This is a genomic window from Bacillus sp. JJ1764 (assembly GCF_036962145.1).
Classification (GTDB): domain Bacteria; phylum Bacillota; class Bacilli; order Bacillales; family Cytobacillaceae; genus Neobacillus.
Map to the genome: position 1 here is coordinate 1 of NZ_JBALNY010000197.1, position 17619 is coordinate 17619.

Consider the following 17619-nt stretch of genomic DNA (forward strand, 5'->3'; position numbering starts at 1 on the left):
ATTTTTGTCCTTGCATTTACAATCTTTATGCCCACATTTCTGACAATTTTGGTCCTTGCATTTACAATCTTTATGCCCACATTCTCGACATTTTTTATGATTGGATCTACAATCTTCATGTCGACCTTTTGAGTTGCTCTTTTCTCCTCTCAAATTTTCAACCCCTTTTATTGAACTTATGTATTATATGAGACAAGCAATAAATGAGAGTGGTTGAATTTCTTAATAAAAGAGCTTAATTTTTCAAAAAATGTACAGCCCTTTTTTTGATAGCGTGAAAACGCCCGATTCACCTAATGTCATCGGAAAGGGAATTATCCAGACGGAAAAGAAAGCTTCGGTCCTAAAAATTATTTAATTGAAACACGATTAATTAGGTGCATTAAATTACGCCCTCTTTTTCGTAACTGTAACGATGATCGTTAATATGTCTATCTTTGATTTTATCTCTCTAATGTTATAATTTAAGGGAAGCTTTTATTTTTCATATCCAACTATCCACAAGGATGTGAACATTTTCCGAACGCTTTTGATCCATTGTTTAAATCCCTTAATTTGAAGGATTTTTTATTTTCCGCTCATTATGGAACCCCTGTTAAATCTAAAGTTATTATCTTAGGCCACCCATCCTCATCAATTAAAAAACTTTCTTTCCACCAAAAAAACAACGACAACTACTCCCTAAGCTTTAGCCAGCTTTTTCAATATTCATTTTCTAAATAAGCAATTGCAGTTGGATTGATATTAAGTTCCCTACTTAATTGAAATTGAGACAACCCTTTTTCCTTATGAAGATATTCTAATAAGGGCTTAACCTCACTCCTTCCACTTTTCACCTAATTACTACTAATTCATGGTAATATAGTTTACATAGGAAAAAATCGTGCCCATTTAGTAGGGGACGAATTTGAAACCAATCTAACTATGGCTTCCACAATTAAATGCAAGTTGGGATATTTCATCTTTTAATAGAGATGTTGGACGAGCACAAAAAGGAATTGGCTTGGAGAAGATAGAATTTGGTTACTTCCAGGAATAAAGATCCTTACTAAGGTTGTCGCCTTTATTTAAATGTTAATAGGGGTAAAGAAAAATGTCCTAGCCTCTATTAAGTGTGCAAGGGCCAACCCCCAACTCTTATTCCCATTATTTTTTGATAATATCACGAAAAGAATCTATTCCTATTAACCCCAAAAAATGAAAAAAGTTTCCCAAAAGTTCACTGAACTAATGAGAAACCCCTTTATAAAGAGCTTTGCGCATATAGTGAATACCGAAGGTACATTGAATGCCTGCAATATCCGTTTTCTTAAAGATTTTGTCGACAGTCTGAGAATCCTTTTTTAGGTTGCTTTCATTGTAATTAGAATATGATATCTTTATAAATATTGTCAAAAATCCCTCTAGACTCTATTAATCCAACAGTTTTATCATTACCTATCTAATAGTTAGTTGAATACCATGTCCTTTGTCTTCAATTTCTAATAAAGAATTCTCTCCTATATCTCGAACTAATAAAAGTTTTTTACCGCTATTTTTGTTCTTTACTTTATAATCATACATAATAAATGGTCCTCTTCCATATTTAGGAGGTTTCAATCGATTATATCCCTTTTTATAACATCGATTGAATATTGAATTCCAGGAAGTTAAGAAAATGATGACAAAAATAGGGTAAGGTATAAAGGAACAATCTTTTATTTTTAAGACATCCTACATAATATACTTTGACTGTTTATTTCAACTTCTTCATTAACCTTTTTTACATAATGATATTCCCCATCTGAATTTTGTTCACGCGCTTTTACGTTATCGCTCAACATGACCAGTAGCCACTCTTTAATACGGTTCTTCAGGTGTCTTTTTAGAATTGGGAAAAGGATCTCAACTCGGTTTTCCATGTTTCGTGTCATCATATCAGCAGAAGATAAATATAGGTTCTCTTCGCCATTATGATGAAAATAGAAGATTCTCGAGTGTTCTAAAAACATCCCAACGATACTTCTTACTGAGATATTTTCACTTATGCCTTTTATACCTGGTCGTAAACAACAAGTTCCCCTTACGATTAATTCAATTTTAACCCCTGCAATGGATGCTTCATAAAGCTTCATGATAATCTGCTTATCAGTCAGTGAATTCATTTTTAAAATGATATGACCATTTCCATTTTCTTTATGAAAAACGATTTCCCGATTAATTAACTCAAGGAATGCACTTCTTATATTAAATGGAGACACAAAAAGATGATTATACTCCGGGATTTCCATATGGCCGCTTAAGTAATTAAAAAAGTTGGTGGCGTCGATACCAATAGAACGATTGGTGGTGATCAGCCCAATATCTGTATAAAGCTTGGCAGTGGCATCATTGTAATTCCCAGTACCCAGATGAACAAAACGTTCAATTTTCCCTTGTTTTCGCCGAACAATGAGAGTGATTTTACTATGGGTTTTTAAATGTGTCATCCCATAAATCACATGGCAGCCTGCTTGTTCTAGTTCTTTAGCCCACTGTACATTGTTTTCTTCGTCAAAACGGGCTTTCAACTCCACTAAAACGGTTACTTGTTTTCCGTTTTCTGCAGCTCTTTGCAGACTTTTAATAATGGGCGAATCCCCGCTTACCCGATAAAGAGTCTGTTTTATAGCGAGAACGTCTGGATCATCGGCAGCCTGGGAAATAAATTGGACAACTGGCTCGAATGATTCGTATGGATGGTGTAGTAAAATATCTTCCTTAAGGGCTTTGGTAAAAATATTTTCTCCCCTTTTTAAATCCTGTGGGGGCTGTGGTATATGTAATTGCTGCACTAAATGTTCATGTGTACATTGAATCGTTTTGCAAAAAGAGAAAAGAAAGGTCAAATCAAGCGGAGATTGAACAAAATATACGTCATTACGATGGATTTCCAGTTCCTCTGTCAAATAGTTAATCACTTGCTCATCATAGCAAGATGATTGGACCTCTAGTCTTACACTTGCACCCCATTTTCGTCTTTTGAGCTCTTCTTCGATCTCATGTAATAAGTCATCAGCACCATCTTCATGGATGGATAAGTCAGCATTTCGTGTGATTCGGAACGGAGTAACTGATTTAATATATTGTCCCTTGAATAGTTTATGAATAAAATGAGTAATCACTTCTTCTAACAGGACAAAAACTCTTTCTTGACCATCTGTCGGCAGTTCAACATAGCGGTCGATAACTGCAGGAACTTGTACAATCGCCAATTTTCCATTAAAAGGTAACTGCAATACTTTTTCTTCCCTATTATGCTCCATAATAATGGCCAAATTTAATGATTTATTCAAAACACATGGAAAAGGACGGCAAGCATCAATTGCCATAGGAGTTAAAACAGGGAACAGTTGCTCATCGAAGTACATTTCTAAAAAAGATAGATCAGCAGAATTGAGTTGAGAAACTTGAACAACTTTAACGCCTTCTTTTTCTAATAATGGGGTTAAAATATGTAAATAAGTGTGAGCTTGCTTTTCAACAAGCTTGCGCGTAATAGCGGAAATGGCGGCAACCTGCTCCTTCGGGGTTAAACCAGCTTTATTTTCACGCCTGTTATATCCAGTCTTTATCTGGTCTAATAAACCTGCTACCCGTACCATAAAAAATTCATCTAAATTAGAGCTGAAAATGGCCAAAAATTTATATCGTTCTAGTAATGGATTACATGGATCAATTGCTTCCTCTAAGACTCTCTGATTAAAAGACAGCCAGCTTAATTCCCGATTATTGTAATAGGATGGTGAAGCCAAGTTCCCTTTTCTGTCTTTATTCATTATAGCCACGAATAATACAACCCCTTTATTGCCAAAACAAATAATTAATATTTCAATTAATTATAAAGATACCATTAAATTGTAAATTATATGTAAATTTGCCGTTAAATTATGGTAAAAAAATATAGACCCTCAATGGAAGCTAGCGAAAACAATTAAATTTTATCTATTTAGGATTTTTTTCTTATAGGAGTAAAATTTTTTACGCTTATGGATGGGGTAAAATTTGTACTGGTGAATGGAAGGAAAGTTCAGGGAACAAGATGAGCCATTGGTGACCGACATCACTTAAAAGGTGGATAATAGGTCACCAATTATGTTTATTAGCTAAATACGTTTTTATGATTCTATCATTTGAAAGTGGGGAATCAGTGTGATTTTCAAAAGTTTTTCGATATGTTTCTTTTGTTTTTCCAGTTGATATTTTTCAGGTGCATAGTTATTTTGAGTTTGTATGTTCATTACCCAAGAGTTTCCTTGTGATGTAATGTTTATATCACGAACAATATTTCGCCCTGTGCTGTTTAAACTCCTGGATACCTTTAAAATAGCACCTAATAAACAGATCTTCTTTCGTTCCTCTTTTGTGTACCAATCCTTAAAAGGTTCAATATGCTGGCGAAAAGCCCCTCTACTTTTAAACGAGGCAACAAGGGCTAATTTGATACGCTCCCGATGGGATAAGCCAACAATCGGCCGATTAGCGATCAAGTGAAAAACATAAGGTCCGGATTCTTCGTATAAATATTTTCCTAAATGAAAGATACTGGCACCTTGTTTAAGTAGATCTCGGTCGTGATCAGAAAAAACAATTCCAATTCCATTAATACCTTTCACCTGTTCAAAAAACATTGTTGCAAGATGAATGAACTGTTTACTTTTAATCGGATCTATATAATAATCATGCATTAATTCGTGGATTTCAGAATCTATAAGTCCCGTTATTTCTTGTTGGTTCCGATTCAATCTTTGATACAGTACACCTTCACGTAAACCTTTATTGCTTACTATAAACTGAGTTGCCTTTGAAACATGACACAAAACCTCAAAAAACTCTATTGCCGGTAAAATAATATCGGCACGATCTTTCGAAATTCCTTCAACATCTTGAATTCCTAATAATGATAAGGGTGTAAGTAATTCTTTAACATCATGAATATCTGACAGTTTCATTTCGTAATGGTGAATATCTGCAAGCGGGTACTGAATTATGCTTTGATGAAGTTTTGCAACATTTCGTGCACTCCCCCCCATGGCAATAATCGGAACATGTTTATTGAAAACCCATGTTAATTTTTCAATTTGCGCAAGTACATAATTTCGTATTTTCTGTAGCTCTTCGATTGTTGGAATATCGTCTTTCACAAACTGTAGCTTCAACGATAACGCACCAAAAGGCAGGCTAACATAGTGAACCAGTTTCTTATTGCGGAAGTACGTAAGCTCTGTACTTCCTCCTCCCATATCAATTGTTATTGCTTCATGGATATTGATGGAATTGGAAACAGCTAAGTACCCAAGATAAGCCTCCTCATAATCAGTTAATACGGTAATGGTGAAGCCCGTCCTTTCTTGAATGATTTGCACGATGTCTTTTTTATTACTCGCCTGTCTCACCGTGGCAGTTGCCACACAAAATATCTCTGATACTCCATAAAGATCGAGCATCATTTTAAAATTTTGAAGGGTTTCAATCAATAAGGAGATCCCTTCATCTTTTAAAAAAAGTTTGTCATCCAAATACATACGTAAACGGGATGACACTTTTATATTTTCTATTTCTTTCAATTGTCTGCCATTGATTAACTTTTCATAAATAACAAGTCTTATTGTATTAGAACCTATATCAATAATAGCTACTCTTTCTTTCAATTTAGTTATCACTCCTTTTGTTGGAATATTATGTCTTTTTTATTTTATCCTATACCTTCATTCGGCATACTTCAAGGTCGGGCATGTTAAATTTTTATTAAGGAAATATAAAAAAGCAGAAGCGCAATTTCTGATTTATAAGAACATTTTAAACAATTACCATATTTCAATTTGTCCAATATTGCAAATGATGGTATATTTTGTATGAGACCATTTGTCGAAAAAAAAGGTTGGATAAGATGAAAACATTGTATGAAAATGCTGTTAAACTATCTGGATTGAACTATTTTAACAACAGAGAAATCAGCTGGCTTGATTTTAACGGACGTGTATTGGAAGAGGCACTTGATGAACGTAACCCTTTATTGGAACGTTTAAAATATTTATCAATCTTCAGCTCCAATCTTGATGAATTTTTTATGGTACGTGTAGCAAGGCTTAAAAATCAGGCTAAAGCTGGAAAGAATCGATCAGAAAAGAAGGGTGGACTGTCTTCTAGCCAGCAATTAAAGGTAATCGGGGAAAAAGTTCATAGTTTAGTACATCTTCAGTATGATACCTATAACAAAATACTGATCCCGAATCTTTTTGAGGAAAAGATTGAAATTCTCAAAATAAGGGATTTAAACCCTGAACAGATAAAGGATTTAGAAAATTATTTTGATGAGCAAATCTTTCCTGTCTTAACTCCGATGGCGGTTGATGCGTATCATCGTTTTCCAATGTTGTTGAATAAGAGCATCAATCTTGCTGTTGCCCTAAACCACAAAACGGTTAATGAAGAAACATATTCAAAAGTAGCCCTTGTGGAGGTTCCCTCTTTTTTAGAGCGGTTTATCCCGGTAAACTCAGCTTCAGAAAGAATGAAATTCATTCTTCTAGAGGACTTAATTAGCTATTTTATCTCTAAATTATTTATTGGATATGAGATCGTTTCCGTAACTGCTTTTCGTATTACAAGAAATGCTGATTTAACATTAGACGAAGAGGAAGCGCAAGATTTACTTAAAGATATGGAAAAAGAGTTAAAAAAACGGAAATGGGGAATGGCTGTAAGGCTTGAAATCCAGCATACCGGTTTCCCCTCTCATTTTCTGCATTATTTAATGGACAAGTTAGAAATCGGCAAAAATGATGTGTATGAAATTGACGGGCCACTGGATTTAACGATGTTTCTCAAATTGTATAGTAAGTTAGAACATCACTTTGATCACTTGGTATATGATCATCTCATTCCACATACTCCTCAAGATTTACTTTCAGGAAATAATATATTTGAGAAAATCTCAGAAAGAGATATTTTACTTCATCATCCCTACGATTCTTTTGAACCTGTTATTGAATTCATTTCAAAGGCATCCGTAGATCCTGATGTTTTAGCAATAAAACAAACTCTTTATCGGGTAAGCGGCCATTCCCCTATTATTGAGGCATTAAAAAGGGCTGCTGAAAATGGCAAGCAGGTAACCGTATTAGTTGAACTCAAAGCCCGTTTTGATGAACAAAAAAATGTGCAATGGTCCAAGGAACTTGAAGATGCCGGATGCCATGTGATTTATGGGATGAGCCACTTAAAAACACATAGTAAAATTACACTTATTGTAAGGAAGAAGAAAAATCGAATTGAACGGTTTGTCCATCTTGGCACAGGTAACTATAATGATCAAACGGCCAAGTTGTACACGGATTTTAGTTTATTTACATCAAAAAGAAAATTTGGCATCGATGCCACTAATTTCTTTAATTATTTAAGCGGTTATACAGATAAGCCCATGTATAATCATTTATCTGTAGCACCCTTTGATATCCGAAAAGACTTTATTGAATTAATTAATGAAGAAATAACTTTCCAAAAAAGATATGGAAATGGTTATATCATTGCAAAAATGAATTCCTTGTCAGACAAGAAAATAATCATGAAATTATATGAGGCATCCATCGCAGGTGTCAAAATTGATTTGATTGTTCGCGGTATATGCTGTGTACGTCCTGGTATCAAAGGAGTAAGTGAAAATATTCGTGTTAGAAGCATAGTGGGCAAATTTTTAGAACATAGTCGCATTTATTATTTCCGTCATAATGGGGAGGAAAAAACCTTTCTCTCTTCTGCCGATATGATGACACGAAACCTAGATAAAAGGGTAGAAATTTTATTCCCTATTTTTGATGGGAATATTAAGCTTCAATTGAATCATATCTTAAGAACACTACTAGCTGATAATGTGAAAGCGAGAGAGCAGGATCATGAAGGTCATTATCATTATGTAAAAAGAAGCATGGATGAGCCTGAAATTGACAGTCAATTAGTATTGAGTAAGGCACATAATGAATCTTATTTGAGCATTGGTAACAACATTCTTTACTAAACTTTTTTAAATACATAAAGAATCCCGTATTTTAAGAGAGTATAAGATATTTATGGATAATTTCTTAGTTTATATGAAAGACCTCATAGTTATTTACATAAATTACTTTTTTTATGGAGGGTTAAAGAATGGAAAATACCGAGAGAAATTGCTGTATCTGCGGCAATAATGCTACATTGTTCCAAATCCAAGAAAAGTGGATCTGTGATCAGTGTCTAAGCATTGGTAATGAGAATCTAAAATATTTATGGACAAACTCAATTGAAAAACTATTGAACGATTACACCGACTCTTGTTTAGGCTGTCTTTCTTCTGATGATCCTGAAAACATCTATAAGGCAAGGATTCTAGGTAAAAAAATTCAATCAGTGTTTTTATTTTTAGGCTTGCCAAAAGATCACACACTCTTACTTCCAATCAGAAAAGTTCACCTAGACTTAAAGATAATTAAAAAATCCGATGTCCTTCTTGATGAAATTGCGAAACAAAATGAAGAAAATAAAGTTAATGCTGAGATGGTTAAACTGCTTACAAAAAAACAAAAAGAAGCAAACGAACGCTTAATGAACCGTATTCCAAAATTAATCAATGATTCTTATATTACTCAGCTAAAAACTTTCGTAAATGAAGAGTTAGACTATTATAATTTGTCTATCTTACAAGATAAACAATTGAATAAGTATGAGGAACGTTTTACAGAACTTCTTAAGGAATATGGCCAATCTGTTGATGATAAAGGAAAATCATCTTTACAGACCATAAAAATCCTTCATAAAATCCGGAAAAGAGCAATAACATTAAGTAATATCTATAGTTATTTAAATGATATTTTCAGCAATAGGTATGTGGAGAAAGAAAAGTATTATAAAAATATCCAGCACCAACTTGCAAAAGTCCATATCACGAAGGATTGGATGGATCAATTAAAAACATACGAGAATAAGATACATGCCCCTAAAAAAGAGAAAAAGGCCGTTAAGAATCAACTAAAAGAAACAATAAAAATTCTTGTTGAAACTGTTGAATTACTGCCTGGATCTGTTAAAGAAGATTAACTTCAAAGTAAAAGAAAACTAGAAGGAAATGCATCCTACATTTTTTACAGAAGAAAATGAAGTTTTAATGTAGACACACTTTTAATAAGAATTCATTTCAAAGTTTACCCTGGTTTAAGAACCTGCAAGTACCTATTATAGCTATTGGAGGCAGTGCCCGAAATATACCTGAAATTGACCAAAATTTAAAAGAAAAACGCTTATCAGGAATTCCCTTAAAAGGGTCTGAACATTAGGTTCAGGCCCTTATTTCATGATGAATATAAGTAAAGTCTTTAGGACTAACAAACATTATTTATTTTTCTTTGAACCAATCATTCCGTAATCCTTTATCGTTATCGATACCTCATAGGTGATGGGGATCTCACTAAATTTTTCATCCCAATTGTCCTTCATGTGTTTCCAAACATTTGGATATTGTATTCGCAATTGATTGCCAAATCCCCCAACATCTACTCTATATTCCTTTTGCATTTTTTTTGTGGTATTTTCTACTAAGCGCTTCACTTCTTTCTCAGTCGCATTTTCTATATATTTAACAGTTTTATTCTTAAAATCAGGTTTAAAGTGAGGATTCCAATATTCAGCGATTCTTCCCTCTGACTCAATTTTTACATGAAAGGAAATTTTATGACCGATCACATGGGGCGTAATTTTGCTTTTTATTGACTGAATCTGATAATATGTGGGTTTATCCGACTTATTTTGGAATGCTTTTACCGCTCCGCTTTTACCTTCTCCGGTTATCCAATTTATGCCTTCAATCTCTTCCTTATTAAGAGTCCCAATCATCTTATTTGTTTTTCCTTTTATTACGGCTGCTCCATTAAAATCAATTTCTCCCTTTTTTACATCAACCAGCTGTAACAGGAAGCTGGTCTGCGAGTTCGATTTTCCCCAAATCTTTATTAAAGAGACGTGCCTTAATGCTCTTGGTGTAAGTTCCTGTTCAGCAATTTCTACCAAGCGCATGGCAGGAATTACGCCTACTTCCTTAGATTCGAGAGTTCGTGCAGCTTCTCCTTTGGAAATAAAGATTAAGGTACTTCCTCTAATATCGATATCCCGAAAAAACAAATCTGTAATTTCTCTAATTGGTTCTTCACGAGCAAGTTCTTGTCCAATAATCACTGCTTTTTGATGTGCTCCTGAAATAGGACCTTCTCTCCGTAAGGTCGTTTCCCAACCGGCTGGTTCAAGTGAAAACTCTGTCGCAGTGATATTCGTATAAGGTTTTTGTTGTGGTGATTTGCTATTTGAATTACCGATTGCGTTAGGTATTACATATTGAAGCGTTGATCGTAATTTTCCATCATTCGCCTTATCTACAGCTGTGCCAACAACCATATTTAAATCTTCAAGGGGCTTACTGCTCCAGCAGCCTGACAGCAGAGAAAGTAAAAATATCGAGACAAAAGAGGTTCCTAGTATTGTTTTACATTTTTTCATAATTTCTTTCCTTCAGCTTTGAGATAATGAAAAGAACCAACGGCATAATAAAAAATAAACTAAAGGCGAACTTACCCAGAATATCTGCCATTATAAATACTTCATTTATATTTTTAGGAATCATAGAAACTACATAAATGAGAGGTATTAACCCATAAATAAATGCTTGGGTGGTTATCGAAAAAAGCTGATTTAATCCTAAATTAGCGACAAATAAAGCAATTACATACGTAGTGAATATTTGCATAAGCCAAATGACAAGAAGGAGGGAATCAAACCGTTCAAATAACAGGCCTTTGATTTCAAAGCTTCGAATAAATGTCAGTACAGGCCATGTTTGTGACAGCACTGCGTCTACTGAAATGGAACCTATTACGATTACTTCAGTAATAGTATAAAAGATAAAGGGTATTCCAACCCCCAGTAATGGGATTTTTGTTACCTTGTTTTTCTCTTTCATAAACATAAAAATAAAGAGGAGAATTTCAAAGCCAGCAAAGGATAAAGAGGATGTTTTTAACCCCTTCATGATTGGCATAACCCCTGATCCTAATACTGGACGTAAATTATCTACTTCAAATAATTCAATGCCTAAAAACATGACCAAAATGAAAAAAAGAACCGTAATTGGAAAAACGATTTCTAATAACCGGGCAATGGCATTTACCCCGCCCTGAACTAAGTATAGACCAATCCACAAAAATGGCATCATAATAGCCCATATTGGTGTTCCCTGAAGTAAGAATAATCGTGTATTTTCAGCCATAGTTCGAACCTCATATGCGGATAACGCAATATAATAGCAGATCACTGTTAAACTTAGCAGCGAACCTATCCATTTCCCAAGGAGTTTTTGATTAAATTGATAGAAAGTTTCGTTCGGGTATCTTTGGCATAGTTTTAATATTAACACTGCTACAAGTGTAATAATTAATCCACTTATAATTATGGCAATCCAAGAATCGGGAGTTTTGATTTTCTCTGTCGTAGTCCTGGGTAACGTTAAAATCCCTGCACCGAAAATAAAATTTATGATAAACATGACTGCTTGATTAGAAGTTATTCGATCTAAAGGACTGGAAGTCATCATTAGTCATCTCCTTTCGAACCGCTACTCTTTTCTTACTGAATCTTTTGGATATAACAGTTTAGGACGGCGTTTCATTAGGAATAGAGGGAGCCTTATCATGAAGTCCTTCCAATCAGTCAATCGAAATGATGCAGCAGGGCTCACATATGGAATGCCAAAACTTTTAAGCCTGACCAAATGGGTGCACAGCACCAAGAAAAACAGAACGACTCCATATAATCCAAACACACTAGCAAAAAACATTGAGGCAAAGCGAAGAATTCTTAGTGCAATCCCTATATTATATTGCGGTAATGTGAATGAAGATATGGCTGTGACAGCCACTACGATGACCATGATTGGGCTAACTATTCCTGCTTGCACTGCAGCTTCTCCAACGACTAACCCTCCTACGATACCTATTGATTGTCCAATAGGTTTTGGTAACCGGAGTCCCGCTTCTCTTAATACTTCTATAGATACTTCCATTATGAGTGCCTCAATTAGCGGAGGAAAAGGAACCCCCTCCCTGTTGGCTGCAATGGAAAAAATAAGCTTGGTTGGGATTAATCCCGGATGAAAAGAGGTAAATGCAATATATAAAGAAGGACCAAATAAAGCAATAAAGGCTGAAAAATAACGTAATAAACGAATTAATGTCGCTGCCATCCATCTTTCGTAATAGTCCTCAGGTGACTGCAACATCATATGGAAGGTAACAGGAACAATTAAGGCAAAAGGTGAACCGTCCAACAGTAAAGCGACCCTTCCTTCCATCAATGCAGCCATAACACGATCAGGTCGTTCTGTACTTTGCACTTGCGGGAATGGACTTATAAAATTATCTTCAATTAATTGTTCAATATAACTAGAATCATGTATATCATCCATTTTAATTTTATTAATCCGTTGCTTAACCTCTTCTAATAAATGAGGGTCCACCAGATCCTTCATGTAGATAATGACTAGTTCCTTTTTTGATCGTTCCCCTACCTGAGAGCTAACTATGGTTAGGTTTTGATCTTTGCCATGGCGCCGCAGAAGAGCTGTATTATCCTTTAAATTTTCTATAAAACCTACCCTGGGTCCGCGTACCAATGACTCAGTAGGCGGCTCATCAATATTTCTTGTTTTGGACTTAGTAGCTTCAACCAGGAAAACTTCTTCAATACCATCGACTAAAATCGCAATTGATCCAAACATTACTCCGGAGGTAATATCGTTAAGAGTACGAACTTCCATTAAGCCGCATACAGAAAGGGCTTGGTTTTTAATATACTCTTTTAAGAATGAGTTTTTTAATGGATGGTCGGTTTCTTTTGATGATACTGACATGAAATCAATCAAAATATGATTATTAATTACATCCTCATTCGCAAGCCCTTCTATAAATATAATGGCAGTACGAATACCCGTTGTTCCCATTTGAAACTCACGAAATTTCACATCTGCATTATGGCCTATCTCTTTGCGAATTAGATTCAAATCTGCCGTAAGATTGCCGGTAATTTCATCTTTAGATTGAAAAGGCTGTTCATCCTGTTTTGCTTTATTGGAAGATTCCTCAGTCTTCATCTGGTTTTTATCTAGCTTCCACCATTTCACTAATCATCACTCTTCCTCTAATGATCGAACCCATATATAAAAATTTAATAAATCCAAGTGGAACTATAGATCTAACTAATGCTTATACGAAAATGATATAGCCTGGTATTAGAAAAAAATTTTCTTGAACATAAAAACCTCTCCTATAAATGTTCAGAAAGATTTCTCTATAACGTCTAAAATCCATTGATTGTATTATTTACTTTAAATGTTAATATTAACCGATTATTGGTTTAGTAAATTGTCCTTCTGTTTTCGTATAATTTTTCTTGCTAAGCAAAAAAATTTTAACAACAAAAAAAACCACTCCCTAATTTATAGAAAGTGGTTTTTGTTATTGATATCAATTATTTACATAAATATTTCTCAAAATGGGGCAGAAAATGGCTATAACTAATTGTCTTGAAGCCCTATTACAATCCATTCATCTACAATATCCCAGAAATTCACATTATATTCAGGCTTATCATTGGTGAACCACAATGTCGCTACATCACCTATACAGTTGTTTAAATCGATAGCAACATATCCTCCCATGCCATTTTCAAAAAAACCATATGTTGCAGCCATATTAATTCCTACTGGTTCATCTAATTCTTCAAGTATTCCCCATTCATGATCCTCAAAATGAGTAATGCTTTCCATTGGTACAAGTCCCATAGCTTTACTTGGCAGATAATAAAACCCATTGTGTAACTTTTTATAGAACTTCTTAATAGATTCTGGAATATTTGACCAATCTTGGTGCATTTCTGAAAAATACATAAAATTGATTGGTATACCACCTTCATAATAAAGAATTTCGTCATTTTCACTCTTTACGCTGTAAAGTACTGCATATTGTCCATGATCCATAATTAATTCAAATTCAAATAAATTCTCTTTCAAGTATGATATGGTATTACTCAACTCTTTTTCACACACACTATTCCATAAAGCTATCAATTTATCCTTCTTTCTAGTTTTATCCGTTTCTTTAAATATCTCTATCCATTCTTCAGGCATCTTTTCCTTTTCAATATTGAGTAGGTCTCTGTTAGATACAAACTCTATACTTTTTCTATATTGTTTTAAAAAAGATAATTTATCCAGTCGTAAGCACTCCTCTTTATTTATCCAATTACATTCATCTACCATCTTTCTAATCTCAATTTCTAGTTCTTTTTCTTTTACTATCATTTTTTCCATAAATACAGGATTTACGGGAATATTTACTTTTTTGTAGATGTACCAATCCGCAAATGATTTTGAACCTTTAGATGTTTTTGCTGGTTTACTAAGATTTATAAAATTCTCCAAAAAATTAGCAATTTCCTTCTGTTGTTTGTAAGTTAATGTTTCAAAACCTTTCAATTTTCTATAGAGAAATGATATCAATTATTTTTCCAGCAAAGGCAAAATCCTCAGTTCCAATAATGTCATCAATATTTTTGTTAACTTCTCTTTGTATTTTTAGAAACTGGTGATGCGTTTCTTAATTTTGCATATGTCTCAGCGGAAATTTTTCTTTCCGATATCTTGCACCTTGGGTAATGTTTTTATCCATATTTATGTTGTAATCTTAAAAGCTATCAATAAAAAAGTCATCCATTTATAACCTTATTAACTACTTCTTCTACCTATTGTTTATCACCACGAGCTTGCACAATCTCGTTAGTTTATTGTCAATGCCATGTCATAGGTCCCTCTACCCTGTAAAATGTCATCTAGCCCGTTTATCTTACATTTCATTCTATCCAAGTATTAAAGCATAATGCTTTGATGGTACAACCATAATGAGCTCTCGATTCTTAAACCAATCATTTTCAAATTATCTCACACAAATATCAGCTGATTTAATATAAATTAAAGTAAAAAAACCTTGAGAGGCATTTAGCCAATCAAGGTTTGAAATTCTTTTAAATTTAAGGCACATACACAATAATTTCACCAATAGGGTATGTCCCCTTCCACCCACAAGGCCAACCTCCTTGCTTATAAACTTCAAAGATTTTTCCATAAAAATTATCTGTTTTCCCATTAACTAATCGATTTAATGCACACATCGTGAGGTCTCCCTCAACTTCCTCATTAATATCAATATAATCAAAAGGGAGAAAGTCATTCGAGTAATTGTCATGGTCACTAAAAAAATAATATAAATCATCTTGCTGAGTTACTAAGTCCAAATCATATACCTTTTCAACAATACTTTCTGCTTCCTGTGATTTAACATATTCCCATACAGTATCAACTTCACTTGGGTCCTGAGACCAGGCAAGGTTTTGGGCTTCATTGAAATCATTTATTACCTCTAAGTTATTTATATGAAAGTTATTCTTATTAAACATCTTATTATTACGAATAAAATCCATTACTTCTTCTACTAATTGAGTGTTTTCACCAAATTTCATTTAGATAACCACCTTTCCCATAACTCTTCTGTTGCTCCACCGCCTCTGTTCCAAACAGGTTCAGTTTCCATAGTGCTAAAACAATACTCCATGATGGTACTACCTTCATGAGCTATGAATTTCAGTAAAGCAATATCCAATATCGTCCAAAGTTAAGATTTCTAAAAAAAAACAAAAACACCTGATTCCTAATAAGGCAATCAAGTGCTTTAAGTTCACCTGTTTTTAAGTAGCATAAATTTGTAAGTTTTGTAGTACAAGTATGACGCCTTTTACATGTCGCGACAAGTGTTACGGTAATACTTACGAGTTTGTACGAGTTCGTTAGTTTAATATACATTCCATGTATTTATATTCATCGCCATGTAAAATGTCATCTCGCCTAAACTCGTACTTCCTTTTCTATTCTATCATTGCACGTAATACTCTATGATGGTACAACCATCATGAAGTATATACTTTTTAACAGCCTATTATTTTTCTGTACACTTCATAACATGTTTTAAATTAATTACAGCAATACTTTGTCACTCCTGTATGCAAATGCTATTCTACAAATTGATGCTACAACTTTCATAAGTTATTAATTCAATTTAGATATATCTATTACTGTAAATTTTTTAAAGGTTATTACTCTTTACTTCCTCAAACCACTCATCTGCAATATGGCTAGCTGTTTTAACATCATCATTCGTATATACTAAATCATACTTATACTCAGCTTTAAAATTCCCACTCTTAACATCATATATTAACTTCATTTCCGTTGGCATGTCTCTTTCATATTCTTTGCACAATGCTTCTATTTTTTCAATATCTTCACATATTATACGCAATACCATCGACTGTCGTTTTGGAGCCACATCATATCTTTCATCTCCATCCTCCAATGCATCATTTACTTTATGACGCTCTACATACTTATTGTTAATGCAATAAAAGAAACCTCCCGAAATCATTCCTGCTTCGCGTGAAGCATAAACATACACTTTATCTGCTCTATCTTCAACGTACTCCATACATATAGATATCATATCTGCTTGTAACTCACTAAATCTATCTTCAAATTCTTTCATCCTACTTTTCACTCCTTAAATTAATTTTTAATAACTTGGAATTCCGACTTACCATCAATAGCGTAATTAACTATAAACTTCTCTGGTCGCATATTATTTCCATCATAAACTATTTCAACATCAACTGTTACTTCTTTAGGAGGTGTTTCTTTCAAAGCTGCAGCCCATGTATCTTCAATCTTCTTATATTCCTTCAAATTAACATCAGATAATTGTGAAACTAAATTATCAATTTTAGGTGATCATCCAAATCTATCACCCGCCAAATGGCCTGCATGGTCCTGCCCCTTTACTTTTCCTGGTATATTCTTACTGTGTGACAATCTATCTGTTCTAGTTGTTAATTGTAAATTTTCCGTTTCAAATTTCACAAGCCTACCAGCACCATCAGTTTCATAAAAGTAATCATATTCGCCTGTTTGATATCTAATATTAGGCTTTAATCTATTTTTTCTTCCGTTTGTATACTGTTCTCCTCTTCCCACTAATGTTTTAACATCACTTTCTCCAGCCAAACGATTACCCGTACCCTTAGAACCCTCAAAATTGATCCCATCAATCTTACGAATCAGATCCCTTATCGAGTTCTCAACCCCATGGCTGTTTTCAACAGGCATATACACCTTTTCACCTGTTGACGTAACCCCAAGTCTATTGGGTGAAGGGATTGTGTTTTTAACACCAGTGATGAGGGTGTCGGCTAGCTTTCCTGCCTCTATTATATCCGTTGCCAGCTTATTTTTCTCAACTTGAGCCACATCTTTTATTGCGGCAGAGGCGCTTTTCAAACGTGACACTGAGTGCTGGCCAGCGGTTTTAATCATGTTGTCTATATGATTGACACCCTGGCGGAAACCGGCATTTACACCCGTCTTTAAGCCTAACTGACTGGTGGTTTCACCCACACGGCCGAGCCGCACCGTGCTGCTGAATTTCG

General features: G+C 34.3%; 12 protein-coding genes and 1 pseudogene. 2 read left to right on the forward strand and 11 right to left on the reverse strand.

Annotated features, from left to right (window positions below):
- Nucleotides 1-1437: 1437 nt before the first annotated feature.
- From V7083_RS21370 to V7083_RS21380, 3 genes are all read right to left on the reverse strand, one after another.
- Nucleotides 1438-1563: a hypothetical protein gene (locus V7083_RS21370; protein WP_335481837.1), complete on the reverse strand. Its 126-nt coding sequence runs from the start codon at nucleotides 1561-1563 to the stop codon at nucleotides 1438-1440.
- A 140-nt stretch (nucleotides 1564-1703) separates the two neighbouring features.
- Nucleotides 1704-3797 (reverse strand): RNA degradosome polyphosphate kinase, encoded by a 2094-nt coding sequence (locus V7083_RS21375; RefSeq protein WP_335481858.1) that lies wholly within the window; start codon nucleotides 3795-3797, stop codon nucleotides 1704-1706.
- A 339-nt stretch (nucleotides 3798-4136) separates the two neighbouring features.
- Nucleotides 4137-5669, reverse strand: coding sequence for a Ppx/GppA family phosphatase (locus V7083_RS21380; RefSeq protein ID WP_335481840.1), 1533 nt, complete (start codon nucleotides 5667-5669; stop codon nucleotides 4137-4139).
- A 239-nt stretch (nucleotides 5670-5908) separates the two neighbouring features.
- On the opposite strand from V7083_RS21380, the gene V7083_RS21385 reads away from it, so the two are divergent.
- On the forward strand, nucleotides 5909-8035 hold the full coding sequence (locus V7083_RS21385; RefSeq protein WP_335481843.1) for an RNA degradosome polyphosphate kinase: 2127 nt from the start codon (nucleotides 5909-5911) through the stop codon (nucleotides 8033-8035).
- 128 nt (nucleotides 8036-8163) lie between these two features.
- Nucleotides 8164-9090, forward strand: a complete 927-nt coding sequence (locus tag V7083_RS21390) for a hypothetical protein (RefSeq protein WP_335481846.1) — start codon at nucleotides 8164-8166, stop codon at nucleotides 9088-9090.
- Between the two features lie 291 nt (nucleotides 9091-9381).
- Here V7083_RS21390 and V7083_RS21395 read toward each other — a convergent pair whose 3' ends face one another.
- The 8 genes and pseudogenes from V7083_RS21395 to V7083_RS21430 all read right to left on the reverse strand — a co-directional run bounded on the left by V7083_RS21395 (nucleotide 9382) and on the right by V7083_RS21430 (nucleotide 17506).
- Complete coding sequence (locus V7083_RS21395; RefSeq protein ID WP_335481849.1) at nucleotides 9382-10539, reverse strand: Ger(x)C family spore germination protein; 1158 nt, start codon at nucleotides 10537-10539, stop codon at nucleotides 9382-9384.
- Nucleotides 10526-11626, reverse strand: coding sequence for a GerAB/ArcD/ProY family transporter (locus V7083_RS21400; RefSeq protein WP_335481861.1), 1101 nt, complete (start codon nucleotides 11624-11626; stop codon nucleotides 10526-10528). The genes V7083_RS21395 and V7083_RS21400 overlap by 14 nt, the downstream gene beginning before the upstream one ends.
- 24 nt (nucleotides 11627-11650) lie before the next feature.
- Nucleotides 11651-13213: a spore germination protein gene (locus V7083_RS21405; RefSeq protein WP_438823758.1), complete on the reverse strand. Its 1563-nt coding sequence runs from the start codon at nucleotides 13211-13213 to the stop codon at nucleotides 11651-11653.
- Between the two features lie 393 nt (nucleotides 13214-13606).
- Nucleotides 13607-14590 (reverse strand): SMI1/KNR4 family protein, encoded by a 984-nt coding sequence (locus V7083_RS21410; protein WP_335481852.1) that lies wholly within the window; start codon nucleotides 14588-14590, stop codon nucleotides 13607-13609.
- Nucleotides 14591-15117: 527 nt separating this feature from the next.
- Nucleotides 15118-15606, reverse strand: a complete 489-nt coding sequence (locus tag V7083_RS21415; RefSeq protein WP_335481855.1) for a cytoplasmic protein — start codon at nucleotides 15604-15606, stop codon at nucleotides 15118-15120.
- A gap of 121 nt (nucleotides 15607-15727) precedes the next feature.
- Nucleotides 15728-15940: a hypothetical protein gene (locus V7083_RS21420; protein ID WP_335481867.1), complete on the reverse strand. Its 213-nt coding sequence runs from the start codon at nucleotides 15938-15940 to the stop codon at nucleotides 15728-15730.
- Nucleotides 15941-16226: 286 nt separating this feature from the next.
- Entirely contained in the window at nucleotides 16227-16682 is a 456-nt protein-coding gene (locus V7083_RS21425; RefSeq protein WP_026801636.1) for an immunity protein YezG family protein, read from the reverse strand.
- Between the two features lie 20 nt (nucleotides 16683-16702).
- A pseudogene (locus V7083_RS21430) lies at nucleotides 16703-17506 on the reverse strand (DNA/RNA non-specific endonuclease).
- Nucleotides 17507-17619 lie beyond the last annotated feature (113 nt).